Origin of the sequence: Virgibacillus sp. CM-4 (assembly GCF_000445495.1) — a bacterium.
Classification (GTDB): domain Bacteria; phylum Bacillota; class Bacilli; order Bacillales; family Amphibacillaceae; genus Virgibacillus; species Virgibacillus salexigens.
The window spans coordinates 190731-215417 of record NZ_AUQA01000006.1 but is presented as its reverse complement, the minus strand read 5'-3'; the positions used below and the strand labels follow the sequence as shown (position 1 = coordinate 215417).

Sequence of the window (24687 nt, the reverse complement as noted above, 5' to 3'; positions counted from 1 at the left end):
TTACACAGTTAACGCCTGCAAAACGTTTATACCTACTCTTTTCGATATAAAGCCTCTTGAATGTCTTTCATTGGACCAAATTGCAAAAATGCTTCCAGCCAGTGACATTTTTTCTCTGTCCATTTGGGCACCAATTACTTTTTCCGTCATCGGTTCATTTCTATTCGTAATTATGAATGTATATTATATTAAGCTTTCCTTCGGATTATGTCAAGCACGATTAATTTTTTTCTTTAACATTTTTACCTCACCCAAAGAAATCCCTAATTCTTGCGCTATCTCCATATGACTTGTATTACCTTCTAATTCCATAAAACGATGTAGGTTTACCCCAAATACTTGATTATGATTATGAGCGTACCATTGTTTTTCCGGCGATCGCATAGAAAGACCTCCTTCTTGAATAACTATAGTTTTGCCTAATAGCAAACTTTTTATTATACTGAAAAGAGGATTTTGATCGTAACAACGCCACGCATAACAACGATTCGTTGTACAAGGAGGTACTTAATGGCGGTAGCAAAAAAATTTTTATTATCCAGTATCCTATTGTGTATTGTTTTTGTTCCCTCTATTGCTTTTGCTAAAAATGGCAGCATTTCTGGAAATAATGTAAACATTCGAAGTGGACCTGGAATAAATTTTGGTGTCATTGATCAAGCTAATGAAGGTGAACATTATCCAATTATTCAGGAAAAGGGAGAATGGATTGAAGTCCAGTTATCAAATGGAACTGGCTGGATTATCAATTCTTACATTGATATTAGCCACCCTCAAGAATCAGAAGCAACAACAAGTGTCTCGCCACCATCCACAATAACAATCGCAAATAATCATACGCAAATTCGGAGTGGACCATCCACTGATGAACCAATCGAACATTTTGCGAAAAAGGGCAGCGTATTTAATGTATTATCTGTAGATGGAGATTGGTATGAAATCCAAAACGATGAAGTACATGGATATCTATTGCAAGCATTAGCAGATCCAATTAATTTGCCTACTGCCAGTCGTTTTTTTAATAAAACAATTGTTATTGATGCAGGTCATGGCGGTAGAGATGTAGGAGCTATTGGGGTAGCAGAAACGTTTGAGAAAGACATTGCATTACTTACTGCCATGGAGTTGAAACAAGAATTAACCATGCTAGGTGCTGATGTAAGACTTACCCGTACAAGTGATGAATTTATTCCATTAGGAAGTCGAATAAGTTTTAGTAATTTGGTTGCTACGGACGCTTTTATCAGTATTCATTATAACAGTGTTCCAGAGTCTCCAACAGTTTCAGGTATTGAGACATATTATTATCAGGATTACAATGATGGTTTAGCCTCTCAGATCCAATCAGAATTAGTTAAAGCAACAGGCGCAAACGATCGTGGAACTTCATTTGGCGACTTTCTCGTTTTACGACAGAGCTTAAAAGCTTCTGTATTACTGGAGCTTGGATTTATTTCTAATCAGGAACAAGAATCCTTGCTTGATACAACAGCCTATCAAAAAAAACTAGTATCTGGTATTGTAAATGGCCTAGCTAGTTACTTTGCATCTAATGAACGATAAAGCCAGAACAAAAGGATCCGAACTAGTATCCGAGCAATTATATTCGGAAAGTAGTTCGGATTTTTCTATCGTTCTTTTTTAGAAGGGCGATTCCTGCCATTAGAAATGGATAGCCTCGTCTGTGAGACATAAAACAATAAATTAGCGTGACGCAAGTCGGCCACTCGTTTTATTTTTCATGACTGTCAATAAGTAATGTGACAGGACCAGCGTTTGTAAGTTCCACATTCATCATTTCTCCGAATTCACCGGTTTGTACCTCTACTCCTTCTGCCTGCAACAATTGATTAAAATACTGGTATAAAACAGCTGCATCGGAAGGTTTAGCAGCTCTCATGAAATTGGGTCTTCTTCCTTTTCTAGTATCTCCGTACAGTGTAAATTGGGAAATAGATAAAATACTTCCGCCAACGTCTTTTAGGGACAAATTCATTTTTTGATTTACATCTTCAAAAATTCGCAAGTTGATGATTTTATTAACTAAATAACTTGCATCATCTTTCGTATCCTCATGGGTGACACCAAGTAACACTACTAACCCTGAACCAATCTGACCGATAATTTCATCATTCACAGAGACACTTGCTTGTGTAGTTCGTTGAATTACTGCTTTCATTGAAATACTCCTTTATAGAACTCCAATACTACGGTTATTGCAACGTTCGAGTTACCGTATAAACATCTGTGATTTGTTTAATTCGTTCGACAATTTTGCGTAAATGACCGGTATTATGAATAAGAATAGTAATTTGAATGAACGCCATTTTATTACGGTCTGATCTACCATTTACATACGTAATATTTGTTTTCGTTTCATTTACTGCTTGCAGTACCTCATTTACTAACCCGCGCCGATCATACCCTGATATTTCAAGATCAACATGATATTGCTTCTGATCCGTGCGATTATCCTCCCAATCAACATGAAGAAATCGTTGTTTTGCTTCCTCTGTTTGAGCATTTGGACAATCTGCTCGATGAACAGATACTCCCCTGCCCTTCGTAATATAACCAACAATACGATCACCAGGTACAGGATTACAACATTTTGATAAACGTACTAATAGATTATCAACCCCTTCCACTTTCACACCAGAATCACGTTTTTGCGGCTTTTTATTTTTAACTTCCGTTTTCACTTCTTCGATAGTTTGCTCTAGATCCTGTTTTTCTTTTGATTTTCTTAGTTTATCCGTCAGACGAGTGGAAATTAACGCTGCAGTAATACCTTGATATCCTACCGCTGCATACATATCTTCTTCATTAGAAAAATTAAATTTTTCATATACGCGTTCTAAATTTTCTTGTGTAAGGACATCTTTAGGTTCGAACGATAAATCTCGAATTTCTTTGTCTACTGCTTCTTTTCCTTTAATAATGTTTTCTTCTCGACGCTGCTTCTTGAAAAATTGTTTTATTTTATTTTTTGCTTGTGAAGTTTGCGTAATCTTTAACCAATCTTGGGATGGCCCATACGAATGTTTTGAAGTCATCACTTCAATAATGTCGCCATTCTTTAATTGATAATCAAGTGGCTCCATTTTCCCATTAATTTTTGCGCCAATGGTTTTATTTCCGATTTCTGTATGAATTTTATATGCAAAGTCCAATGGTACAGATCCTGATGGAAGCTCAATTACATCTCCCTTAGGAGTAAACACATAAACCATATCTGAAAATAAATCTACCTTAAGAGATTCCATGAATTCTTCTGCATCATGCGTGTCGTTTTGCCAATCAAGAATCTCCCTAAACCAAGTCAATTTCTCTTCAAACGACTTCTTATCGTTATTAACTCGTTTTCCCTCTTTATATGCCCAATGCGCAGCAATGCCATATTCCGCAATATCATGCATTTCTTTTGTTCGAATCTGTACTTCTAAAGGATCGCCTTTTGGTCCGATAACGGTAGTATGCAGTGATTGATAGAGATTAGGCTTCGGCATTGCAATATAGTCTTTAAATCTCCCCGGCATTGGTTTCCAGCATGTATGAATAATACCTAGAACTGCATAGCAATCTTTAATACTGTTTACAAGGATTCGGACTGCTAGAAGATCATATATTTCATTAAATTGCTTATTTTGTTTCATCATTTTTCGATAAATACTATACAAATGCTTCGGCCGTCCTGATAAATCTGCATCAATATTCATTTCTTTCAATTGTTGAGAAACTTCATTCATTACTTCTTCGATATAAGATTCACGTTGGTCTCTTTTTTGTTTCATCAATTGAACAATTCGATAATATTGCTGAGGATTTAAATAGCGTAAAGCGGTATCCTCAAGCTCCCACTTTATCGTAGAAATTCCGAGTCGATGTGCCAAGGGAGCAAATATTTCTAACGTTTCATTGGAAATGCGACGTTGTTTTTCTGGAGGTAAATGTTTTAATGTTCGCATATTATGCAATCGATCCGCCAACTTAATTAAAATTACACGGATATCTTTTGCCATTGCTACGAACATTTTTCGATGGTTTTCTGCTTGAATAGCCTCTTTGGATTTATATTTAATTTTACCTAGTTTCGTAACACCATCAACGAGCATAGCGACTTCATGATTAAACGCTTCTTCAATCGATTCTATGGAAACATCCGTATCTTCTACTACATCATGAAGAAATCCCCCAGCTATTGTCTCCGCATCCATCTCAAGCTCCGTCAATATACCAGCAACTTGTACAGGATGAATGATATAAGGCTCTCCAGATTTCCGGAACTGATCGGCATGTGCCTGCTCAGCAAATTCAAAAGCTTGGCGAATAAAAGCAGTATCTTCTTCCGTTAGATACTGACCAGCCTTTTCCAAAATATCATCAATTGTCATAATATCGCTTTTTGCCATTAATAATCACCTTTATTCGCTATCTCAAGTTTCTAATATTAATCTTAAATATATTAATTATATGCTTTTTCGACACTTCATGTCCATCGTTAATTTTTGTAAATGCTTAATATCTATGTAAGTTGTATTAAAGAGCTTCACCAATAATAACAAATAGGCCTAACGATCTATATTATCGTCAGACCCATATGAAATGAGTTAGTAACTCATTAATGTTAGTACATCATAACCTTCTAGTTTGTCTAAACCATCTAAATAGCTTAATTCGATAATGAACGCACACCCTGCAACAACACCGCCAAGTTCTTCTACTAATTTAATGGTTGCTTCAATTGTGCCACCGGTTGCTAACAAATCATCTGTAATTAACACGCGTTGTCCCGGCTTTATCGCGTCTTTGTGAATAGTTAAGACATTTGACCCATATTCTAGTCCATAATCAACTTTTACAACTTCTCTTGGAAGTTTTCCTTCTTTTCGCACTGGAGCAAAGCCAGCTCCTAATGCGTATGATACAGGACAACCAATGATAAAACCTCTTGCTTCAGGACCAACTACTACATCTATTTCTTTTTCTTTTGCGTAATCAACGATTTCATCGACTGCTGATCGAAAAGCATTACCATCTGCCATTAACGGTGTAATATCTTTAAACTTTATACCCTCTTTAGGCCAGTTTTCAACAATTTTAACATAATTTTTATAATCCATAACTCAGTTCCTCCTTGGGGATCCCCAAATATTCCGCGCATCTTGTAAAAAAGCTTTTTAATTCTTCATAGGTGGAATAATAAAGTACCTTCTCAATCTCAGCCTGTCTTAATCGTTGTTGATAAATGGAAGAAGATCGAAGATCTTTTTTCATCGGTTGAGGATTCGGCTGGATGATTCCATCCGTATTACTTATAAAATCCAATTCTTCAAACACATCTAAAATAAATAAAAGTTTATCTTTCGTCCACCCTTTCGATTGTATCAGAACAGTTATATCACGATCTGCATGTAATTGTTTACGTCTGAGAATAAAGGCATAAACCCACTTGAATTCTTCTCTGGATGGAAATGCCCTTAAATAAGTACTATCTTTCACATAATAACATACATGTATGTTATTTGGTTTGGTATTTTTTATTAACTGTTCAAGATCTGCTATTTCATTTGGCATGTCGATAATAAATAAGCTGTTCAATTGCTCCGGATCATCCAGCAAATCCTGATAGGTCTTGTAATCGATTCCTTCATACTGCGTACGTTCTTCTTTACCGACTGCCAATTGACGAGATTCCTCGTTTATAAAAGGAGATATATCCAATGTACGTTTACCTCGATGGTCAAACAATTGCCAATCATTAATTGAAATATCTTGAATCATCATTTGGGGTTTGCGTTGTCCATTCCACTCATTGATTCCTAATTCACCGACCAATTGAATAGCCGTATGTGGCGTTAAGTAATGAAATAGCTCTCCTAGTCCAAAGCCAATGGCATCTAACATCGCCTTATTCGATTTAAATTGAAGCTTTAAATGATTTTTCAAGCTACCAATCTGTCTTGCTTGTGTTGGCTGCTCTTGTATATGAAATAACGGTTTTGGATTGTGCATTCCAAATGGTGCTAATCGTTCAATCTCCCCAATAAGCTCTTCAGTGATTTCAGATATTGGGATAGACTGGCTTATATCAATAACCTGTTTAAAATCTTCTGCAGTTAATTGACTAAAAATCAACTCATTTAAAGCTGCTTGCAAGACTTCTACTTGTTCTAATTGTAATGTCATTCCTGCCGCTTGAGCATGTCCTCCAAAACTATGAAATAAATGTCTTACCTGCATACAATTTTGAAATAAGTCAAATGCTGGAATACTTCGGGCTGACCCTTTTGCTATTCCTTTATCTGATTTCTTAGCAAGCACGATAGCAGGCCGATCATATTTACGTACTAGCTTAGAAGCAACAATTCCAAGAACGCCCTCATTCCAACCTTCTTTTGCTACAATAATAACACCTTGTTGCTCACACCCATTTAACATTTCCTCTGCTTCATTTACAATTTCAGTAACGATACGCTGACGCTCTTGATTGATTTGTTGTATCGTTTCTGCAATTTCAATTGCTTCCTCTTTAGAATCAGTCATTAATAAATGAACAGCCAGATCGGCATCTTGCAATCTTCCAACTGCATTTATCCTTGGGCCAATTAGAAAACCTACGTCTTCTTCCGTAACTTGATCCTCTATTTTGCAAACTTGCTTCAATGCTTTTAACCCAACATTCGATGTAGCAGAGAGTGCTTTTAATCCGTAGTAAGCTAGAATTCGATTCTCATTCACGAGTGGTACAAGGTCTGCAATCGTACCTATTGCAGTAAATTCCAATAAATGTTTTGGAAAATAACCTAATAAGGATTCGGCAAATTTAAAAGCAACGCCAACACCCGCAAGCTCTTGAAATAAATAATCAGGTGAGCATTTAGGATGTATAATCGCATAACAATCAGGTAATTCAGCTTGAATCTCATGGTGGTCCGTAATAATTAAATCGATTCCAAGTTCATTAGCCACCTCTGCTTCATGGACAGCAGCTATTCCCGTATCAACAGTGATAATTAGTTGATACCCCTCATCATAAGCATTGCGAAAAGCTTTTTCATTCGGACCATAACCCTCTGTAAATCGATTAGGGATATAAAAATTGCAATCTGCTCCGAGTTCTTGCAGTGCTTTTAATAATACAGTTGTTGAACTTACACCGTCCGCGTCATAATCACCAAACACAAGGATTCTTTCTTGATTTTCAATTGCTTGATGGACACGGTTTGTTGCTTTATCTATCATTAGAAGCATATTCGGATTATGTAAGTCAGAAAGATCAGGCGCAAGAAATTTTGAGGCTGCATGTTCTGAAGTTATTCCTCTTTGTAGTAAAAGCTCTTGAATTACAGGAGATAAAGAAAGCGAGTCATCCATCCAATGTAAATTATCATTATCCTGTATCTTCTCTATATAGTTCCATTTTGCCTTACTCTTTAACATAAATTCACCCCTGACTAATCTATTATACATAAATTACATCAGGGGTAGCAACTAGAACTCATATGATAAGATTGGTTAATTATTTCTCATGATGATCCGCTTCCACTCCATTAGCTTCATCGTTTACTGCTATACCAGCCTCTTCTAACTTATTTGTTAAGTTAAATATTTCCGCTTTGTGATGACGGATTTCACGTTGTAATCGGAATATTCTTAAAGCGCCAACAGCAGCGGTAATGATGCCACCCATAAGTACGGAGAACAAAATAATTAGAATCAGTGGAGACTCTGCCGTCCAAAATAAATAATTTACTTCTACTGCTTCCACATTCGTAACTGCAAAAACAGCTACAATAATAACAAATAGAATTGCAAATAATACATAAGATTGTCCTTTCATGTAACTCCTCCTATCAAGAATGTGTCGTAGTCCATTTGATTATGTTCTCCTATTACCCTTACATAAATCAAGCAAACCTCTGTTACTATATAGCAACAGAGGTCATTGTTTTTTATACTTGTGGGCCTTCCACTTTCTTTTTCTTCGTAAAATCAACTGGTTTCTTCTTGATCATCTTGCCTCGCCATACGAGCCACAATTGCGCAGCTAAGAACAAGGAAGAATAAGTTCCAGCCAACAACCCAACAGCAAGCGCTATAGCAAAGCCTCCTATTGATTGTGCTCCTAGAAATAAGAAAGCAAGAACAGCGATTAATGTGGTAACAGAGGTGTTAATACTACGCATAAATGTTTGTACTAAACTTCGGTTAACAATGACCGCTAATTCTTTAAAGGACTTCACTTTTTTCCGTTTCCGGAGATTTTCTCTTATCCTGTCAAACGTTACAATCGTATCATTAATGGAATACCCAACAATTGTAAGAATCGCTGCTACAATCGTAACATCAAATTCAATTTGCGTAATACTAAATATTGCTATCGTGAAAAATGCATCATGCAAGAGTGCAATTATTGCCGTAATCGCAAAGAAGAATTCAAATCGAATCGTAACATAAAGGATCATAAAGATGGAAGCAATTCCAACCGCGTAAGCAGCATTTTTAACTAACTCTTCTCCAACAATTGGTGATACGACACTTATACTAGGCTCGTTACCGTATGCATTGTCAAAATAGGATTTCACCTCAGCTATTGTATCTTGAGACAGTACGGTATCAAATCTGGCAACTGCTGATTCGCCATCTTCACCTGTAGACACAATTGATTTAGCCTCTAAACCTAATTCATCAAATCCTTGCTCTACTTCTTCGGTTGTAATCGTATTTTCTGCTAAAATCTCGATTCGTGAACCACTTGTGAAGTCAATACCCGGATTTAATTTAAAGATAAACAAAGAGCCAATTCCTAATATAACCATGATTAATGAAACCATAAAGAATTTCTTACGATGCTGCACAACGTTTAATGACCGGTTAAATAATTTTGGTTCTTCTTCCCCTTTTTGTTTAATATCTTTGATGTCTGCTCGCTTCACTGCAAACCAGCTTGGACGATTTTTTATGAATTTAGTTTTAATCCAAAGACTTAATAGTAAACGTGTACCGAATACGGCCGTCACAAAACTTACTAAAATACTTACAATTAACATGGTTGCAAATCCCTTTACCGAACTTGTCCCAAATATAAATAAGACAGAAGCAGCCAGCAGGGTTGTTATATTTGCATCAAGAATGGTTGACAGCGAGTTCTTTGTTCCTGCTTTAAACGAAGCGATGATCGATTTACCAGCACGAATTTCCTCTTTGATCCTCTCAAAGGTAATCACATTTGCATCGACAGCCATACCGACACCAAGAATTAAAGCAGCAATACCTGGTAATGTCAGTACCCCATTCATTAATTCAAACACTAATAAAATCAGATAAATATAAATGCTTAAATTAATAACTGCAATGAAGCCTGGAAATCTGTACACAGCAATCATATATAAGAAAATTAATCCTACACCTATAAACCCGGCAAAGACCGTTTTATCCAATGCTTGTTCTCCGAATTGTGCTCCAACTGATGTGGAATAAATCTCTTCCAAATGTACCGGTAAAGACCCAGAGTTTATGATATTAGCTAATTGCTTCGCAGAATCCACTGTGAAGTTTCCACTTATCATAACATTATTCGTATTTAATGTTTCGCTCACACTAGGAGCCGATACAAATTTAGGATCCTCTTTTTGGTATTCTTCAGCATAACTGTCGCCTTCTTTATAATCCATCCAAATCACAAGCAAATTATCTGGATAAGGTGTTTCTGGATTATCCATATTTTTAATTTGACTTGTCACATCAGCAAATTTCTCCGCATCTTTTAACTGCAATGTAACAATCGGTTGATTACTATTAGGGTCAAAGTCTTGCTTGGCACTTCCTTCTTTTACATCGTTCCCATTTAAAAGTTCCTTATCGTTGACATCACGGAACGATAACTGTGCTGCGGTAGAAAGTAACTCTCTTGCCTCTGTTTGGTCTTCTACACCGGCAAGCTGTACTCTGATTCGATTCTCCCCTTCAATATCAATACTTGCTTCACTTATACCTAATCGATTTACTCGATCATTCAAGGTTTCAACGGTGGATTCTAATAAGCCCCTATCCATTTCCTGATTTCCATCAACTGGTTCTGCCTCATAGAGTACTTCAAATCCACCTTGTAAATCCAATCCTAAATTTATATCTTTTGTAATGCCTGTAACCGTTGTTCCAATTGTACCTGCAAAAATAAGTACGATTAGAAAAAAGGCAACTATTCTGCCTCTATTTTTCATCTATCCATGGCCTCCCTTTTTCTTAGGGTGATAATTTTTTATGTAATTTAAACTAATGATTGTTTGTCTCATTTGTTACAGCTTGAATGGATGCCATTAAATCGCCATCCTGGTAAGCTTCTACGGTCAAATAACTTATATAAGCAGCTGTACTCAACTGGAAGATATCTTGTACTACTTCATAAATTCGCTTCTCTGGATCACCCTTCCATACCTTCTGCATTAAGCACTTCCATACGTCATCGGTTGTTGTTTGTTCATACCCCATTAAATGAAACTCTTCTGCCTTACTTTGTAATGCAGGCATCACCATTTCTTTCCATTCTGTTACAGTTTGTACAATTTCCAAAAAAGAACCCTCCTAAATTCGGAGTACTAAAATTCGGTAACTTGTCATGCTTGGCCAAGTGAATCGCATATATATCATTGTATATGAAATTCCATTTTTTGAGAAGGCAGGTCGTATATAATGACCAAACAAACATTTTTACAAGGTACACTTATTTTAATACTAGCTGGTATGATTACACGTTTTCTTGGTTTTATTAACCGTATTGTTGTTGCTCGTCTCATGGGAGAAGAAGGTGTAGGTCTATACATGATGGCACTTCCTACGTTCTTCTTAGTGATTACCCTTACGCAACTCGGTTTACCTGTTGCTATTTCAAAAAGGACCGCTGAAGCCGAGGCTCAAGGGGATCATGCTAAAATTAAAAAGATCCTCATCGTATCTCTAGTAATTACTGGCATATCCAGTATTATTTTTACTACAGGTATGATCTTAGCTACACCATTTATTGCAACTACATTACTAACCGATGATCGCACACTTTATCCATTATTAGCCATTAGTCCGATTATCCCCATCATAGCTATATCATCTGTTTTAAGAGGTTATTTTCAAGGAAAACAAAATATGAAGCCACAAAGTTATGCACAAGTCATCGAGCAAATTATCCGGATTTCCTGTGTCGCACTTTTTGTGAAACTATTACTACCATATGGATTAGAGTTTGCGGCAGCTGGTGCGATGTTTAGTATAATTCTAGGTGAATTCGTCTCCTTACTTTATATGGTGCGCATGTTCAAGTTAAAAAAACGAATTAAAATCCGCTCTCGTTTCTTTTCCTATTTACGTTCAAGTAGAGACACACTTAAAGAATTGTTCTCCATTGCACTTCCTAGCACAGGTAGCCGAATGATCGGATCGATATCTAATTTTCTAGAACCTATCTTAGTAGCGCAAAGTCTAGCTATTGCCGGGATATCTAGTACATTAGCGACTAAGCAATATGGCGAACTTACAGGCTATGTATTACCCTTATTATTCTTACCAACTTTTATCACGCATTCTCTGTCTACAGCATTGGTACCTTCTATTTCTGAAGCAGAAGCTACAAACAATACGAAATTAATCCATTACCGTATTCATCAGTCTATTCGCATTTCCTTTTCATCAGGAGCTATTGCCACCATTGTACTTACACTCTTTTCTGTACCAATTTTAACATACATGTACGGCACGGGAGATGCAAGCAGGTTTGTATTATTGATGGCTCCATTTTATATTTTACTTTATATACAAGCACCTTTACAAGCAGCGCTACAAGCATTGGATTTAGCGAGGCCTGCTATGTGGAACAGCCTGATTGGGGCAATATGTAAATTTGTTGCTCTATTTATGCTTGCATCCAATCCTAATTTTGGTATTATGGGTGTCGCTATTTCCATGGCATTAAGCGTTGTACTCATTACTCTACTGCATCTTGGATCATTATATAAAGCTATCGGGTTTGGTATTCCGCTGAAAGATATTACTAAAATGATACTACTCTTAACAATGACTTGGGGAGTAGGCCGATTTATTAAAGGAATTTATGACAACCTCCAGCCAGGAATACTCGTGTTTATTAGCTTATTAATTGGCTTAATGTTTATTTATATCCTATTCTTATTTTTACTTCGATTTATTACGAGAGAAGAATTAAAACAACTTCCCTTCCTACAAAAGTGGCTGTAAAGTGGGTACGTAATCATCTTACAATTTATTAACTAGTTAAAAAACCTGCCAAGTAACAGGCAGGTTTTTATGGTTGCCCCATATATGGTATGAGATAACGGAAATAAATATAAATCGTTACAATGATTAGCGATAGGATCACCAATGGAAAACCATATAACATGAATCGAACAAAGGAGATTTTTTGTTTTGCTCCTTCAGCCAACCCAGCCACTACGACATTGGCGGAGGCGCCAACAAGCGTAGCATTCCCTCCCAAACATGCTCCTAGTGCTAATGACCACCAAATAGGGTCAAGGTATACCATCCCATAACTTTCAAACTCTTGAACTACTGGAATCATTGCTGCAACAAATGGTATATTGTCTACTATCCCTGAAAACAGCCCCGATACCCAAAGTATTAATAAGGTTGTTTGAACGTAATCCCCATCAGTTGAAAGCACAATAGCCCGTGCCAACTCATCAATAATTCCCACTTCCTCCAAACCACCAACAAGCGTAAATAAACCAATAAAGAAAAATAACGTCACCCATTCAACCTTTTCGAATATTTTTTCTGTCGCAAGCTCTCTCTCCGTTAGTAACAATAATAATATTGCACCTGATAAAGCTATGGTAGTTAATTCAACATGGATAAAAGCATGTAATAAAAAACCTGAGATTGTCATGACAAGTACAGACACAGATTGATAGAGCATTGGTGACTTTTTTAAGTAAGCAGAGGCATTTAATCTTAAAAGTTCATCCGTATCCATAGAATGACGTTTTATTTTCTTACGAAAAAGCAAAGTTACCATTAATAACATAATGAAAAACATAATTAGGGCTATCGGTGCAACATGAACCAGGAAGGATGAAAAAGTTAAATGATCAACCGCCTGTCCAATCATAATATTCGGTGGGTCTCCAATTAGTGTTGCAGCGCCACCAATGTTGGAACTAAATATAATAGTAATTAGATATGGAAAGGCGGGTAGCTTGAGCAATTTCGTTATTTTTAGCATCACTGGTACAAAAATTAACACTGTAGTTACATTATCCAACAATGCAGAGCCTAATCCAGTTAAAATACCAGCACCTAACAATAATGGTAGTGGTGCTCCTTTCACTTTCTGAGCAAAACGAATAGCAATAAAAGAAAATAATCCGGTTTTCTCCGTAATAGCTATTAACACCATCATAGAAAAAAGCAAAGCAATCGTATTCCAATCAATATAATGCATGAACATTCGTTCTGTCGTGTAAATACCAGTTAATAGTAATAATGTACCTCCAGCCATGGTAACAATCGCGCGGTTAACCTTCTCCGTCATTATAAATATATAACAAATAATAAATATAAGAGAGGCTAGAATAATTTCCATCTTACACCTACCTTCCCATTCATCTGCTTTTGAACACCTTAATACACTATATGTATTTAAAAAACAAAATATTTTTCGTCTATTATTTTTCAGTCGTGAATACGATTAAATAAAGTGGACAAACAGGAAGGGAGGAAACAACCATGCAGAAAAACCAATTCACTGCATTACTCTATGGTTGGATCACTGTATTTGGATTAATCATGATAGCGAGTTTTATCTTAGCTTTACTACTTCGATTCACCTCATTCAATGAGCCTGCATTATCATGGGTTACACTCATTATTGGTCTCCTATCGTTATTTATCGGTGGTATGGCAGCTGGGATAAAAGGGAAAGCAAAAGGCTGGATAATCGGTGCAATTACTGGAACAGGATTTACACTATTTATCTTTCTAGTTCAATATCTGGGTTATCAACAAGGATTCTCGCTAGAACAAATGTTACATCATGTTGCCTATATAGCCGCAGCACTCTTTGGTGGAGCAGTTGGCGTTAATATTGTGGGACCTCAAGTCACTGAAAGCTAATAATACTAGAAAAAATCCGCTAATCTTAAAATTAGCGGATTTCTTTATGATTTTATCGGTAAAAGTTGATTCGTAATATGATGTTCCATATGCTCAAGATAATCATTGATCAACCAAGATAACGATTTTAACTCTGAATTACCAATATCACAATTTATGTGAAGCTTTTCATCGTCTATTGCTTCAATAATTCTGATTACTTGTTTATTTAGACATATCCATCGTTCCAAAATATCTTTGACAGGGACTACTTGGTAGTTCTGTAATTCTACCCATTTATCTTGGTTATACCCTGTTATTTTATACGGTTCTGCCTCATACTGTATTTTGATAAATCTTTCTATATTAACAATCGCAGAATCACATAAGTGACCAAGGATTTCTTTTTTAGACCATTTTGTTAGGGATGGCTTTATGCAACATTCTTCTTCATCCAACTTCATTAATTCTTCAGGAACTTTATCTATCCAATAAGATATAGACTGCAAGACATTCTCCATTTCCATGTTTCCTCCTTTTTAAATGTAAATTAAAAACCAACAAACCAGTTTGGTATAAACATGGTGTGTTGGTTTTATATCGATCATATGTAAATATAAATGCTCAGGGTATAAGCAACAGACAACATTGCCTATTGCTTATTCCAACGAGTAGAGGAGATTATTGTTTCACTTCACGGATTGCTGAGCGGTCATAAGTTAACTTCGTACCGTCTCCACCTTGAATAACTACTGTATTTTCATCCATGGCATGAACTTCACCATGAAATCCGCCAATAGTAACTACCGAATCTCCTTTTTGTAAATCTGTTTGCATTTGTTTCACTTGCTTTTGACGTTTTTGTTGAGGACGTATGAGCAAGAAGTAGAAAATAACAAACATCAGGATAATTGGTAATAACGAGATAAGCATGTCCATTATAAAATTCCTCCCTTCGGTTTGTTAGAAATTCCTTGCGTTGGGTTTATTAAAACCGTATTGTTCAAAGAATTCTTCCTTGAATGAGCCAAGCCGATCTTCGCTGATAGCGGTACGTACTTGTTCCATTAATTTTAACAGAAAATGGAGATTATGATAAGTAGTAAGCCTAAAACCAAATGTTTCATTACACTTAATTAAGTGTCGTATATATGCACGTGTGTAATTTCGACAAACATGGCAATCGCAATTTTCATCGATTGGTGTGAAATCTCGAGCATATTTAGCGTTTCTCACTACTAATCGTCCATTTGATGTCATGCACGTTCCATTTCTTGCAATTCTTGTAGGTAGTACACAATCAAACATGTCGACCCCACGTAGTGCTCCATCAATTAGTGAATCCGGGGATCCAACTCCCATTAAATATCGCGGCTTATTAGCAGGCAAAAGAGGCGTTGTGAACTCAAGTACTTTGTTCATCACAGCTTTGGGTTCTCCAACAGACAATCCGCCGATTGCATAGCCGGGAAAATCGAGGGAAACGAGATCACTTGCACTTTGTTTCCTTAAGTCTTCATATTCCCCACCTTGGATAATACCAAATAGGCCTTGATCGTCTTTTCGTTGGTGTGCCGTTAGACAACGTTCAGCCCAACGGGATGTTCTTTCCACAGAATCTTTCATATATTGGTGCTCAGCTGGATACGGTGGACATTCATCAAACGCCATCATTATATCAGAACCAAGGTCATTCTGTATACTCATAGCCTTCTCAGGAGACAAAAATAATTTTTCTCCACTTAAATGATTACGAAAATGTACGCCCTCTTCCTTAATATCACGCATATCGCTTAAACTAAATACTTGAAATCCACCTGAATCAGTAAGAATCGCACCATTCCAATTCATGAAACGATGCAACCCTCCAGCTTCTTTAATAATATCTTGTCCTGGTCGAAGCCATAAGTGGTAGGTATTAGATAAAATAATATTCGCATTCATTTCTTTTAATTCTTCGGGACTCATTGTTTTTACCGTTGCCAGGGTTCCAACAGGCATAAATACTGGCGTATCAAATGATCCATGAGGTGTGCGAACTCTTCCAAGTCTAGCGCCTGTTTGTTTACATGTCTTTATTAATTCATATGTGATTGGTGTCATAAATTATTCGTTCCTTTTTATTTTAAATAATTATCATGGCATCGCCAAAACTAAAGAATCGATAACGATGTTTCACTGCTTCCTGATATGCAGCTAGTATCGTATCCTTATCAGCGAAAGCACTTATTAGCATAATTAAAGTGGATTTAGGGAGATGGAAATTAGTAATTAATCCATCAATTGCTTTAAATTCATATGGGGGATAAATAAATATATCTGTCCAACCACTTGCTTCCAGAAACATACCATTATGGTCTCTAGCAATCGTTTCTAATGTTCTCGTTGATGTAGTACCAACTGAAATGATTCTGCCATTTTCCTGTTTAACACGGTTAAGAATTTCAGCTGTCTCTTTTGTCATGTGATAAAATTCCGCATGCATCTCATGCTCTTCCACTTTATCTACGCTTACTGGTCGAAAAGTGCCCAATCCAACATGCAAAGTAATGAATGTAATAATTACTCCCATTTCCTTTAGTTCATCGAGTAATTCGTTGGTAAAATGCAACCCAGCAGTTGGGGCTGCCGCAGAACCTTCCTCTTTCGCATAAACCGTCTGGTAACGCTCTTTCTCTGGTAACTGCTCTTTGATATAGGGCGGTAAAGGCATTTCACCTAACTCATCTAATACTTCATAGAAAATTCCTTCATAATCAAACTTTACGATACGTCCGCCATGTTCCTTCAGCCCCATGCAAGTAGCTGTTAATTTCCCATCACCAAAGCTAATGATGGTTCCCTTTTTTATTTTCTTTGCAGGTTTTGCAAGGACCTCCCACATGTCTCCTTCAGTTTGATGCAAAAGAAGAATTTCGACACTTGCTCCTGTATCTTCTTTCTCGCCATGCAGTCTAGCAGGCAACACGCGTGTGTCATTTAATACTAAGCAATCTCCTGTTCTAAAATATCGCTTAATATCCGTAAAATGGCTGTGTTCCATTTCACCATTTCGTTTATTCAATGCGAGAAGTCTCGACGCGGATCGATCTTTTAATGGTGTCTGTGCAATTAACTCTTCTGGTAAATCAAAATCAAAATCGTCTATATTCATTATGAATCTCCTTACTTATCTTAGCGAAACTTGCCAATAATATAAAAAATAAGTGTTAAAATAATACTTACAACAATTGATGTTACAATTGGAAAGTGAAATACAACATTCCCTTTTTTAAACGTGATATCACCAGGAAGCTTACCAATAAAGCTCCAAATGATACCAACGATTACAAAAATGACCCCTATTATAATAAATAATTTACCGAGATTCATGATCATCCGCTACCTTCAAACCAAAATGTTCATAAGCCTGAAACGTTGCTACCCTCCCACGGGGAGTTCGCTGGATAAAACCAATTTGTAACAAATATGGTTCATATACATCTTCAATTGTTTGTGACTCTTCTCCAATTGTTGCAGCAATTGTGTCTAAACCAACGGGGCCTCCTTGAAAACTCTCAATGATTCCTTTTAATAATTTATGATCAATATGGTCCAGACCTACTTTATCTACTTGCAACATCTGAAGGGCCTCTCCCGAGGTAGCCAAACTTATCTCCGATTCCCCTTTTACTTGCGAGATATCTCGAATTCGCTTTAATAAACGATTAGCAACCCGGGGAGTACCTCTAGATCTCCTAGCAACTTCTACAGCAGCTTCTTGAGAAATCGACGTATTAAAGATATCTGCTGTACGTTCAATAATAGAACAAAGATCTCTGGCATCGTAATATTCTAATCTACTAAGAATCCCGAAGCGATCTCTTAATGGAGCTGATAGTAAGCCAGCCCTGGTAGTCGCACCAACTAATGTGAAAGGAGGCAAATCAATTCTAACCGACCGAGCGCTAGGCCCCGTACCGATTACGATATCCAAAAAAAAGTCTTCCATAGCTGGGTAGAGCACCTCTTCAACTGACCTAGGCAGCCGATGAATCTCATCAATAAATAAAACGTCTCCAGGTTCCAATGACGACAAAATTGCCGCAAGATCTCCCGCACGTTCAATTGCGGGGCCCGATGTAGAACGAAATTGGACTCCCATTTCATTTGCAATGATTGCAGCAAGCGTTGTTTTGCCTAGTCCTGGAGGTCCATACAATAGGACATGATCTAAAGGCTCTTCACGCATTTTTGCAGCTTGAATAAATATACTTAAATTTTCTTTCACTTTATGTTGTCCAATATATTGCTTCAATGTTGTCGGTCGCAGATTTAATTCAATTGACGTATCTTCTTCTTGAAGCTCTCCAGTAATCATCCGTTCTTCCATTCATTATCCCCCTTTCTTAGTTTTTCATAAGTAGACTTAAGGCTTTTCGGATAACCTCATCCGTATTCTTACTCTCCTCTTTTTGTAGCTGAGGTAATATTGCCTTAATTTCCTTATCCGTATACCCCAATGCTTTCAGGGCCTCCCGTGTCTCCGTAATGATCGCTTGATTAGCCATTTCTGTAGGCTGATCAGAATCTTCAACAACGGCTGTAGTAACCACTAATTTCCCTTTAAGATCAAGAATAATTTGACGTGCTGTCTTTTTACCAATACCAGGAAAGCTAGTTAAAAACTTATCATCTTCCCTTTCGATAGCAGCAGCAAATCCTGCAACATCAACAGATGCTAAAATAGCTAAAGCGCCTTTTGGCCCAATTCCTGAGACAGAGATAAGCTTAGTAAATAAATATTTCTCATCTTCATTCTTAAAGCCAAATAATAGCTGTGCATCTTCACGAATATGATGATATGTATGCACGAATACTTGTTCATTTTCAAAGGATTGAAATGCGAAAGGGTTGGCACAGATAATTTCGTAGCCGATCCCTTGGACATCTACTATAATGCTATCATCCTTTATATATGTCAGTAATCCTTTTATATATGAAATCATTGAATCGGCTCCTTTAACCTTCTCCACCATTTTATCACAAGTCATAACAAATGAATAAAACTTCTATTCCTTCGAAAAGAAATAGAAGTTTGACTTACCTTACTCTGAAACCTCTAAATTATGATGAATATCTTGAACGTCTTCATTATCTTCTAACATATCAATTAAATGAAGCATATTGGATTCATCTTTCTCTGAAAGGGAACTGTATGTTTGCGGAAACATTGTAACCTCTGAGTCTGTAATCGTATATTTCGCTTCCCTTAAATGATCCACAACTGCTTGATAATCCTCTGGAGCTGTAAATACTTCATACGCTCCTTCTTCATTATTAATATCTTCTGCTCCTGCTTCTAACGCTTCTAAAGTAAGCTCATCTTCGTCGATTGCTCCTTCTTCATCCGCGATAACGATGTAACCTTTACGGTCAAACATAAACGATACACTGCCATTTTCACCTAAGTTTCCATTATGCTTTTTGAATGCATGCCGAATATCCGCTGCTGTTCTGTTCTTATTATCTGTTAATACATTAACAATAACTGCAACCCCTCCAGGGCCATAGCCTTCATATGTTAACTCTTCAAAACTAGCACCATCTAATGTTCCAGTAGCTTTTTTAATCGCTCGATCTATATTATCGTTCGGCATATTATCTGATTTGGCTTTATCGACCGCAAGCCTTAGAGCAGCATTCGTTGACAAGTCACCGCCACCTTGTTTAGCTGCAGTATAAATGTCTTTTGCGTGACGCATAAATACCTTTCCTTTTTTAGCGTCCTGGGCATTTTTTCGTCTTTGTATATTTTTCCATTTAGAATGACCAGCCATCGGACATTCTCCTCTCTAGAAATTTCCTTTATTACTATATCAAAAAAATGGAACTTATTAAAGTTTTGACTAAGAATAGCAATACAGTAACTGCTGTCGATAGCCAAAGTATAAAAAAATAAACCCTTTTATATAAGGGTTTATTGATTATTTTCAATAAAATTATTGATGATGTTCTCGATTTTCTCCCCATTACTTTTGGCTTTTATTCTCGAATCCAAATTCTTCATACTATCCCAGTGAACATCATCCGTATATACAACAATTTCTTTATCAGTATCAGGGACGATCTTTTTTACCTCTTGTTTAATTGTGTTTGCGGTCCCTTGCCTCTCATCTTCTGCGAGGATAACTCCGACAATAATCCGTTTCTCCGTGGAAGCAACCTGCGCCTGCACAATTTCTCGTTTATTTTGTAACTTATTAGACAGTTTAATTGCCTCATCATTTGTAAAGGCGTCTGAATAACCGTTTTTATAGTTTGCATTATTTGCTTTCTTTTGATGTGTTTGAGGATAGCCACCTTTGTCTCCAATCGTTTGCTCCCGCTGATTCTTTCGTTCGGTTTTTTCTTGATCTGTTTCATAGTGAATTGGTTGCGTATTGCCAGACTGTTGTTGTTCTTCTTGTACATCTTCATTTAAATTTGTTGCACAAGCTGTCAAAACTAGAAGCAAAGAAAGCAATATTAATCCATGTTTGATACGCATAGGAAATACCTCCTTTATCGATTAGTTTGGATAAAGGAGGTATTTTTACACAGTTAATTTAAGGAAATTAAATCGTACGATTAAATTGTGGTAAAGGATCTCGTTTATGTGCTGTTCGTTTATGCATTGCTTCAATTATTTCTTTATCCTTTTCAGGAATTGATTCTCCTTTAATAAGCGCATCGATCTCTGCATAGGTGGTTCCCATTTCTTTTTCATCACTTTGCCCTTCCCAAAGATCAGCACTTGGCTGTTTATTTAGTACGGAATCGGGTACGCCTAAATAATCTGCCAGCTCTTTCACTTCACCTTTTGTAAATTCTACAATTGGTAAAATATCCACGCCACCATCACCGTATTTTGTAAAATAACCAGTGTACCATTCAGCAGCATTATCTGTACCTACCACAAGATAATTATGGTTTGTTGCTACAGTATATAAAGTACTCATGCGTAATCTTGCACTTAAATTAGCTTTTGCTAGCTGGGCATTTTCTTCTTTATATGTTGCGGATGACTTTAATTCTTTTGTAATATTACCATACATTGATGCACGTGCTTCCGTTAGATCTACCGTAATAGTATTAATACCGCAACTTGCTGCTACCTCTTTGGCGTCTTGCATATTTTCCTCACTGGTATTAATCGGCATAAGAACCCCTAAAGAATGGTCAGGGCATGCACGTTTAATCAAATGAGCTACAACCGCCGAATCTATCCCACCACTTATACCAACTAATAATCCATTAACGCCGGCTAATTTCACCTGTTCTTGTAACCAATTAACAATTTGGTCTACTTCTTTTTGCATAATGATCGCTCCTTGAATAATTAATCCTACGTTTTTATTCTAGCATTATTTTCATATCATTAAAAAAATATTGACGTATTTCCCATTTGTTTTGTATATGAATAAGTTCATTATAGCTGTTTGAATGATTACCTTGCCTTAAAAATCGTAACCACTCCCGCATAATATCTACTGGGATACATATTGCGTATAACCAAGCCTTAAGATCGTATTCATTAACCATAGGATAGGAGAGTAGTTTATTTAAATTCCATCCAATATACGGAAGAAAGCGTTGCCCAAGTTGAATTTTATCATAAATAGGTGCCGTATTCCTTACTAAATCAAAGTCAATTAGATATACAGTGTCGTCAACTTTTAGAAAATTATGTGCTGCTACATCCCCATGAATCCATTTTCCATTCATTATGGCTTCTTCTTCATATTGTCGAATCGGAATTTGCATGCATTTCGAAAGATAGTATTTCGCAGTCTGTATAATATCTTGAAATAGGGATGTAAAATGATAATGATCAAAAATGGCTTTGGTTTCTTGAAATAACAAAATACGTTGATACCAACGTTTAATATATTCTGTATTGGTACGGGAAGAGCGGGGATAGATATGGACTGCATTTTGGTGAAATTGAGTTATACATTCTAGTGCTTTACATCGATCTTCTTCATTCATATAATGTAGTTTTTTTCCTTCTAAATAAGGCGCAATTGTCCATACACCATCATCACTATCCAGATAAGCTTTACCATTCGGAAAATGAATAAAAGTATTTATTATCGTTCGATCTTCCATTGCTTCAAAGAATTCCCACTGCCTTTTTACCTTCTGTCTTTGAAGGTGGTGCTTCACAATATATTTCTGTTCATCACTAGTTGTGAGGGAATAAACGGATGGTTGTTTAATCATCCGTATTTTCTTCACCATTAATTCTCCTTTATGAAAGAAAAAAGAAGAGAGACGATGATAGGATTCGTCTCTACTCATACTTCTATTCACTTTGATTATTACCTGATTGTTGTTGCTCGTCACCAAAGCTAGCATATGGAGGATATCCAGGCGGCATTGGGTGAGGATGCTGATACATATCATTTCTAACTTGTGGAGGGTAAAGGTTTGATGGTTGCTGTTGATATATGCCTTCCGGTTGTTGTTGCTGTGGTTGCTGTGGTTGTTGTGGTTGCTGTTGATTCATGCCTTCTGGTTGCTGTAGCGTTGGTGGTACTTGATAATCTTGATTTCTGTACATTCCATATGAAGGTTTAGAACCCCCGCAACCACAGTCGTGTTTTGCATCCATTGCTCCTTGCACCTGTGGCATAGGATGGTGTCCATGATGATGACCAGGCCCACCATATCCAAACGGCGCAGGCCCCATCATTTGAAATGGTACTTGTGGATAACATGGATCCATTACATAACAGCACAACGGTACCATAGGTTGTTGTGGTTGAGGTTGTGGCATCGGATACGGTAAAGGCATCGGTTTAACTTGTTCCTTCTTCGGCTCTTCCTTTTTCATTTCTTTCTTTTCTGGTTGTTTAGGCATTGGCATTTGTGGAAAATTGATCGTTGTATAATTGTGAAAATCTTGCTCCATCATTGGCATTTGCATCTGTGGTTGAGCCGGCATTGGTGGCATTTGATGTACTGGCATTTCAGGTTTCATCATTTTTGGCTTTTCTTTATCATCCTCTTTTATTACTGGTAATGGTTTCGGTGAAACATCTTTATACGCATGCTCTTTTGGTTTTTGTTGCATTTGTTGTTGCTTTACTGCCTTGGAGGATCCTGGGATTTTAATTTTCATACCAGGCATAATCATATCAGGACTTGATAAGTGACTATTGACTTGTTTTAATTCTTCAAAATCAACACCATATTGCTGTGCTATTTCCCATAATGAATCTCCTTTTTGTACAATGTGTATCTTCAAAATGAATCAATCTCCTCTCTTTTCATTTCTGGGCTAATACTCTATATCAACATATGCATGGAAAGTTTAAATGTTGAATAATTTAATTTAAGACTCAGGGTTCTCTTCCAAGTTAGTCATTGAGGCCACGTACACACCTTATTCTTGATGAAGAGGCTAAATATAGAGCCTATAAAGCATGCGACGAATACCTTCAAGTTAGCTGCTCATCTAAATAATTACACTCATGAATAGCGCAAGTACCTTGGTCATCCCCGACAAAATCTTAATTCCGAAGTGACGTTTTCTGCCACAACGTAAGATTGCTTAAGACCTTGAGGGGGTAGACGCTCGAGCTAGACACAACAAAGCAAAACCTTATACTTTCTTAACTTCAAAAAAATCGGCAATCATTTAGATTACCGACTCAATTAACTATCTACATATCATTCATTTGATATACTGGATATGTTCCTAATATTGACACATTGCATCCTAATGCTTCTAATTCTCCAATGACCCCTGGAAATAGCACCTCATCATATTCTTGATTAACATCAACAATGAAGAAATAATTGCCTAAACCGGTTTTCATAGGTCGTGATTCAATCTTTGATAAGTTCATTTTTCTCCAGGCAAAAGCAGATAAAACTTGATGTAAGGCTCCTGCGTAATCACTAGGTAACGTAATTAAGACGGTTGTCTTTTCAGAATATTTTGGGTGATTAATCTTTATCTGGTTTTCCTTCTTACTTAAAACAGCAAACCTTGTATGGTTATTTGGGAAGTCGTGTATATTCTCATCCAAAATACGTAATCCATACAATTCTGCTGCTAATTTATTGCCAATTGCCGCAATCGATCCTTTCTTCTCAGCAACTAATTCAGCAGCCTTGCCTGTTGACGATGTATAATGAATCGATGCATTTGCTATATGCTGATGAAGATATTGATGGCATTGAGCAATTGCATGACTATGTGAGTGTATTTCACTTAATTCTCCGTAACTACCCGTGAATTCAGGATCCACTAATAAATGTTGTTGTATCGGAACAACGATTTCTGCTACAATCGGTAACCTCACTTGATGTACTAAATAATCAATCGTTAACTGCACGGTGCCTTCTATTGCATTCTCAAGCGGCACGACGCCAATATCAATTTCGTCTTCATTCACAGCGTCTATACATTCAGGAATTGTAGCAAAGCTTTGTTTTACTTCGCCATTAAAAGCTGTATCTACTGCTAATTTTGTAAATGTTCCTTTTGGACCTAAATAACCAATCGTTGCTGCCAAAACCATAATCTCCCTTCAC

The 24687-nt window shown here is 36.8% G+C and carries 25 protein-coding genes and 1 other annotated feature (1 of these 26 cut by a window edge); of the genes, 3 read left to right on the top strand and 22 right to left on the bottom strand.

The window, feature by feature from the left end:
- Positions 1-159 (bottom strand) — a binding site (T-box leader) (it extends 59 nt beyond the left edge of the window).
- A 51-nt stretch (positions 160-210) separates the two neighbouring features.
- Positions 211-384, bottom strand: coding sequence for a hypothetical protein (locus tag M948_RS43475; RefSeq protein WP_021291012.1), 174 nt, complete (start codon positions 382-384; stop codon positions 211-213).
- 126 nt (positions 385-510) lie between these two features.
- On the opposite strand from M948_RS43475, the gene M948_RS34270 reads away from it, so the two are divergent.
- A complete protein-coding gene (locus M948_RS34270; protein ID WP_021291011.1) occupies positions 511-1563 on the top strand; it encodes an N-acetylmuramoyl-L-alanine amidase in 1053 nt (350 codons plus the stop codon).
- A gap of 169 nt (positions 1564-1732) precedes the next feature.
- Here M948_RS34270 and dtd read toward each other — a convergent pair whose 3' ends face one another.
- The 7 genes from dtd to M948_RS34235 all read right to left on the bottom strand — a co-directional run bounded on the left by dtd (position 1733) and on the right by M948_RS34235 (position 10575).
- Positions 1733-2179 carry a D-aminoacyl-tRNA deacylase gene (gene dtd, locus M948_RS34265; RefSeq protein WP_021291010.1) on the bottom strand — a complete coding sequence of 149 codons (447 nt, stop codon included), beginning with the start codon at positions 2177-2179 and terminating at the stop codon, positions 1733-1735.
- A 34-nt stretch (positions 2180-2213) separates the two neighbouring features.
- Positions 2214-4412 (bottom strand): RelA/SpoT family protein, encoded by a 2199-nt coding sequence (locus tag M948_RS34260; protein WP_021291009.1) that lies wholly within the window; start codon positions 4410-4412, stop codon positions 2214-2216.
- A 198-nt stretch (positions 4413-4610) separates the two neighbouring features.
- Positions 4611-5123, bottom strand: coding sequence for an adenine phosphoribosyltransferase (locus M948_RS34255; RefSeq protein ID WP_021291008.1), 513 nt, complete (start codon positions 5121-5123; stop codon positions 4611-4613).
- Positions 5113-7443: a single-stranded-DNA-specific exonuclease RecJ gene (gene recJ / locus M948_RS34250; protein ID WP_021291007.1), complete on the bottom strand. Its 2331-nt coding sequence runs from the start codon at positions 7441-7443 to the stop codon at positions 5113-5115. Before recJ ends, M948_RS34255 begins: the two co-directional genes overlap by 11 nt.
- Positions 7444-7522: 79 nt before the next feature.
- The gene (locus M948_RS34245; protein ID WP_021291006.1) at positions 7523-7843 is read right to left on the bottom strand and encodes a LapA family protein; all 321 of its coding nucleotides are present in this window, start codon (positions 7841-7843) and stop codon (positions 7523-7525) included.
- 112 nt (positions 7844-7955) lie between these two features.
- Entirely contained in the window at positions 7956-10226 is a 2271-nt protein-coding gene (gene secDF / locus M948_RS34240) for a protein translocase subunit SecDF (RefSeq protein ID WP_021291005.1), read from the bottom strand.
- 52 nt (positions 10227-10278) lie between these two features.
- Positions 10279-10575, bottom strand: coding sequence for a post-transcriptional regulator (locus M948_RS34235; RefSeq protein WP_021291004.1), 297 nt, complete (start codon positions 10573-10575; stop codon positions 10279-10281).
- 120 nt (positions 10576-10695) lie between these two features.
- On the opposite strand from M948_RS34235, the gene spoVB reads away from it, so the two are divergent.
- Complete coding sequence (gene spoVB, locus M948_RS34230) at positions 10696-12246, top strand: stage V sporulation protein B (RefSeq protein ID WP_021291003.1); 1551 nt, start codon at positions 10696-10698, stop codon at positions 12244-12246.
- A 67-nt stretch (positions 12247-12313) separates the two neighbouring features.
- Here the strand turns inward: spoVB and M948_RS34225 are convergent, their stop codons facing one another.
- A complete protein-coding gene (locus tag M948_RS34225; RefSeq protein ID WP_021291002.1) occupies positions 12314-13612 on the bottom strand; it encodes an ArsB/NhaD family transporter in 1299 nt (432 codons plus the stop codon).
- A gap of 143 nt (positions 13613-13755) precedes the next feature.
- Here M948_RS34225 and M948_RS34220 point away from each other — a divergent pair, with 143 nt between their 5' ends.
- A complete protein-coding gene (locus M948_RS34220) occupies positions 13756-14142 on the top strand; it encodes a TIGR04086 family membrane protein (RefSeq protein ID WP_021291001.1) in 387 nt (128 codons plus the stop codon).
- Between the two features lie 44 nt (positions 14143-14186).
- On the opposite strand, the gene M948_RS34215 is transcribed toward M948_RS34220, so the two are convergent.
- The 13 genes from M948_RS34215 to pheA form a co-directional block, all read right to left on the bottom strand.
- Positions 14187-14642, bottom strand: a complete 456-nt coding sequence (locus tag M948_RS34215) for a DinB family protein (RefSeq protein WP_031335490.1) — start codon at positions 14640-14642, stop codon at positions 14187-14189.
- A gap of 160 nt (positions 14643-14802) precedes the next feature.
- Positions 14803-15060: a preprotein translocase subunit YajC gene (gene yajC / locus M948_RS34210; protein WP_021290999.1), complete on the bottom strand. Its 258-nt coding sequence runs from the start codon at positions 15058-15060 to the stop codon at positions 14803-14805.
- A gap of 24 nt (positions 15061-15084) precedes the next feature.
- Complete coding sequence (gene tgt, locus M948_RS34205) at positions 15085-16224, bottom strand: tRNA guanosine(34) transglycosylase Tgt (protein ID WP_021290998.1); 1140 nt, start codon at positions 16222-16224, stop codon at positions 15085-15087.
- Between the two features lie 22 nt (positions 16225-16246).
- A complete protein-coding gene (gene queA / locus M948_RS34200; protein ID WP_021290997.1) occupies positions 16247-17275 on the bottom strand; it encodes a tRNA preQ1(34) S-adenosylmethionine ribosyltransferase-isomerase QueA in 1029 nt (342 codons plus the stop codon).
- A gap of 20 nt (positions 17276-17295) precedes the next feature.
- Entirely contained in the window at positions 17296-17493 is a 198-nt protein-coding gene (locus M948_RS34195; protein WP_021290996.1) for a DUF2905 domain-containing protein, read from the bottom strand.
- A complete protein-coding gene (ruvB, locus tag M948_RS34190; protein WP_021290995.1) occupies positions 17480-18493 on the bottom strand; it encodes a Holliday junction branch migration DNA helicase RuvB in 1014 nt (337 codons plus the stop codon). Before ruvB ends, M948_RS34195 begins: the two co-directional genes overlap by 14 nt.
- A 16-nt stretch (positions 18494-18509) precedes the next feature.
- A complete protein-coding gene (gene ruvA, locus M948_RS34185) occupies positions 18510-19109 on the bottom strand; it encodes a Holliday junction branch migration protein RuvA (protein WP_021290994.1) in 600 nt (199 codons plus the stop codon).
- 99 nt (positions 19110-19208) lie between these two features.
- Positions 19209-19940 carry a YebC/PmpR family DNA-binding transcriptional regulator gene (locus M948_RS34180; RefSeq protein ID WP_021290993.1) on the bottom strand — a complete coding sequence of 244 codons (732 nt, stop codon included), beginning with the start codon at positions 19938-19940 and terminating at the stop codon, positions 19209-19211.
- Positions 19941-20080: 140 nt separating this feature from the next.
- Complete coding sequence (locus tag M948_RS34175; RefSeq protein WP_021290992.1) at positions 20081-20650, bottom strand: YhcN/YlaJ family sporulation lipoprotein; 570 nt, start codon at positions 20648-20650, stop codon at positions 20081-20083.
- Between the two features lie 67 nt (positions 20651-20717).
- The gene (gene nadE, locus M948_RS34170; protein WP_021290991.1) at positions 20718-21461 is read right to left on the bottom strand and encodes an NAD(+) synthase; all 744 of its coding nucleotides are present in this window, start codon (positions 21459-21461) and stop codon (positions 20718-20720) included.
- 34 nt (positions 21462-21495) lie between these two features.
- A complete protein-coding gene (locus tag M948_RS34165; RefSeq protein ID WP_155974799.1) occupies positions 21496-22443 on the bottom strand; it encodes a phosphotransferase in 948 nt (315 codons plus the stop codon).
- 4 nt (positions 22444-22447) lie between these two features.
- Entirely contained in the window at positions 22448-23392 is a 945-nt protein-coding gene (gene safA, locus M948_RS42565; protein WP_021290989.1) for a SafA/ExsA family spore coat assembly protein, read from the bottom strand.
- Between the two features lie 418 nt (positions 23393-23810).
- Complete coding sequence (pheA, locus tag M948_RS34160) at positions 23811-24668, bottom strand: prephenate dehydratase (RefSeq protein ID WP_021290988.1); 858 nt, start codon at positions 24666-24668, stop codon at positions 23811-23813.
- Positions 24669-24687 lie beyond the last annotated feature (19 nt).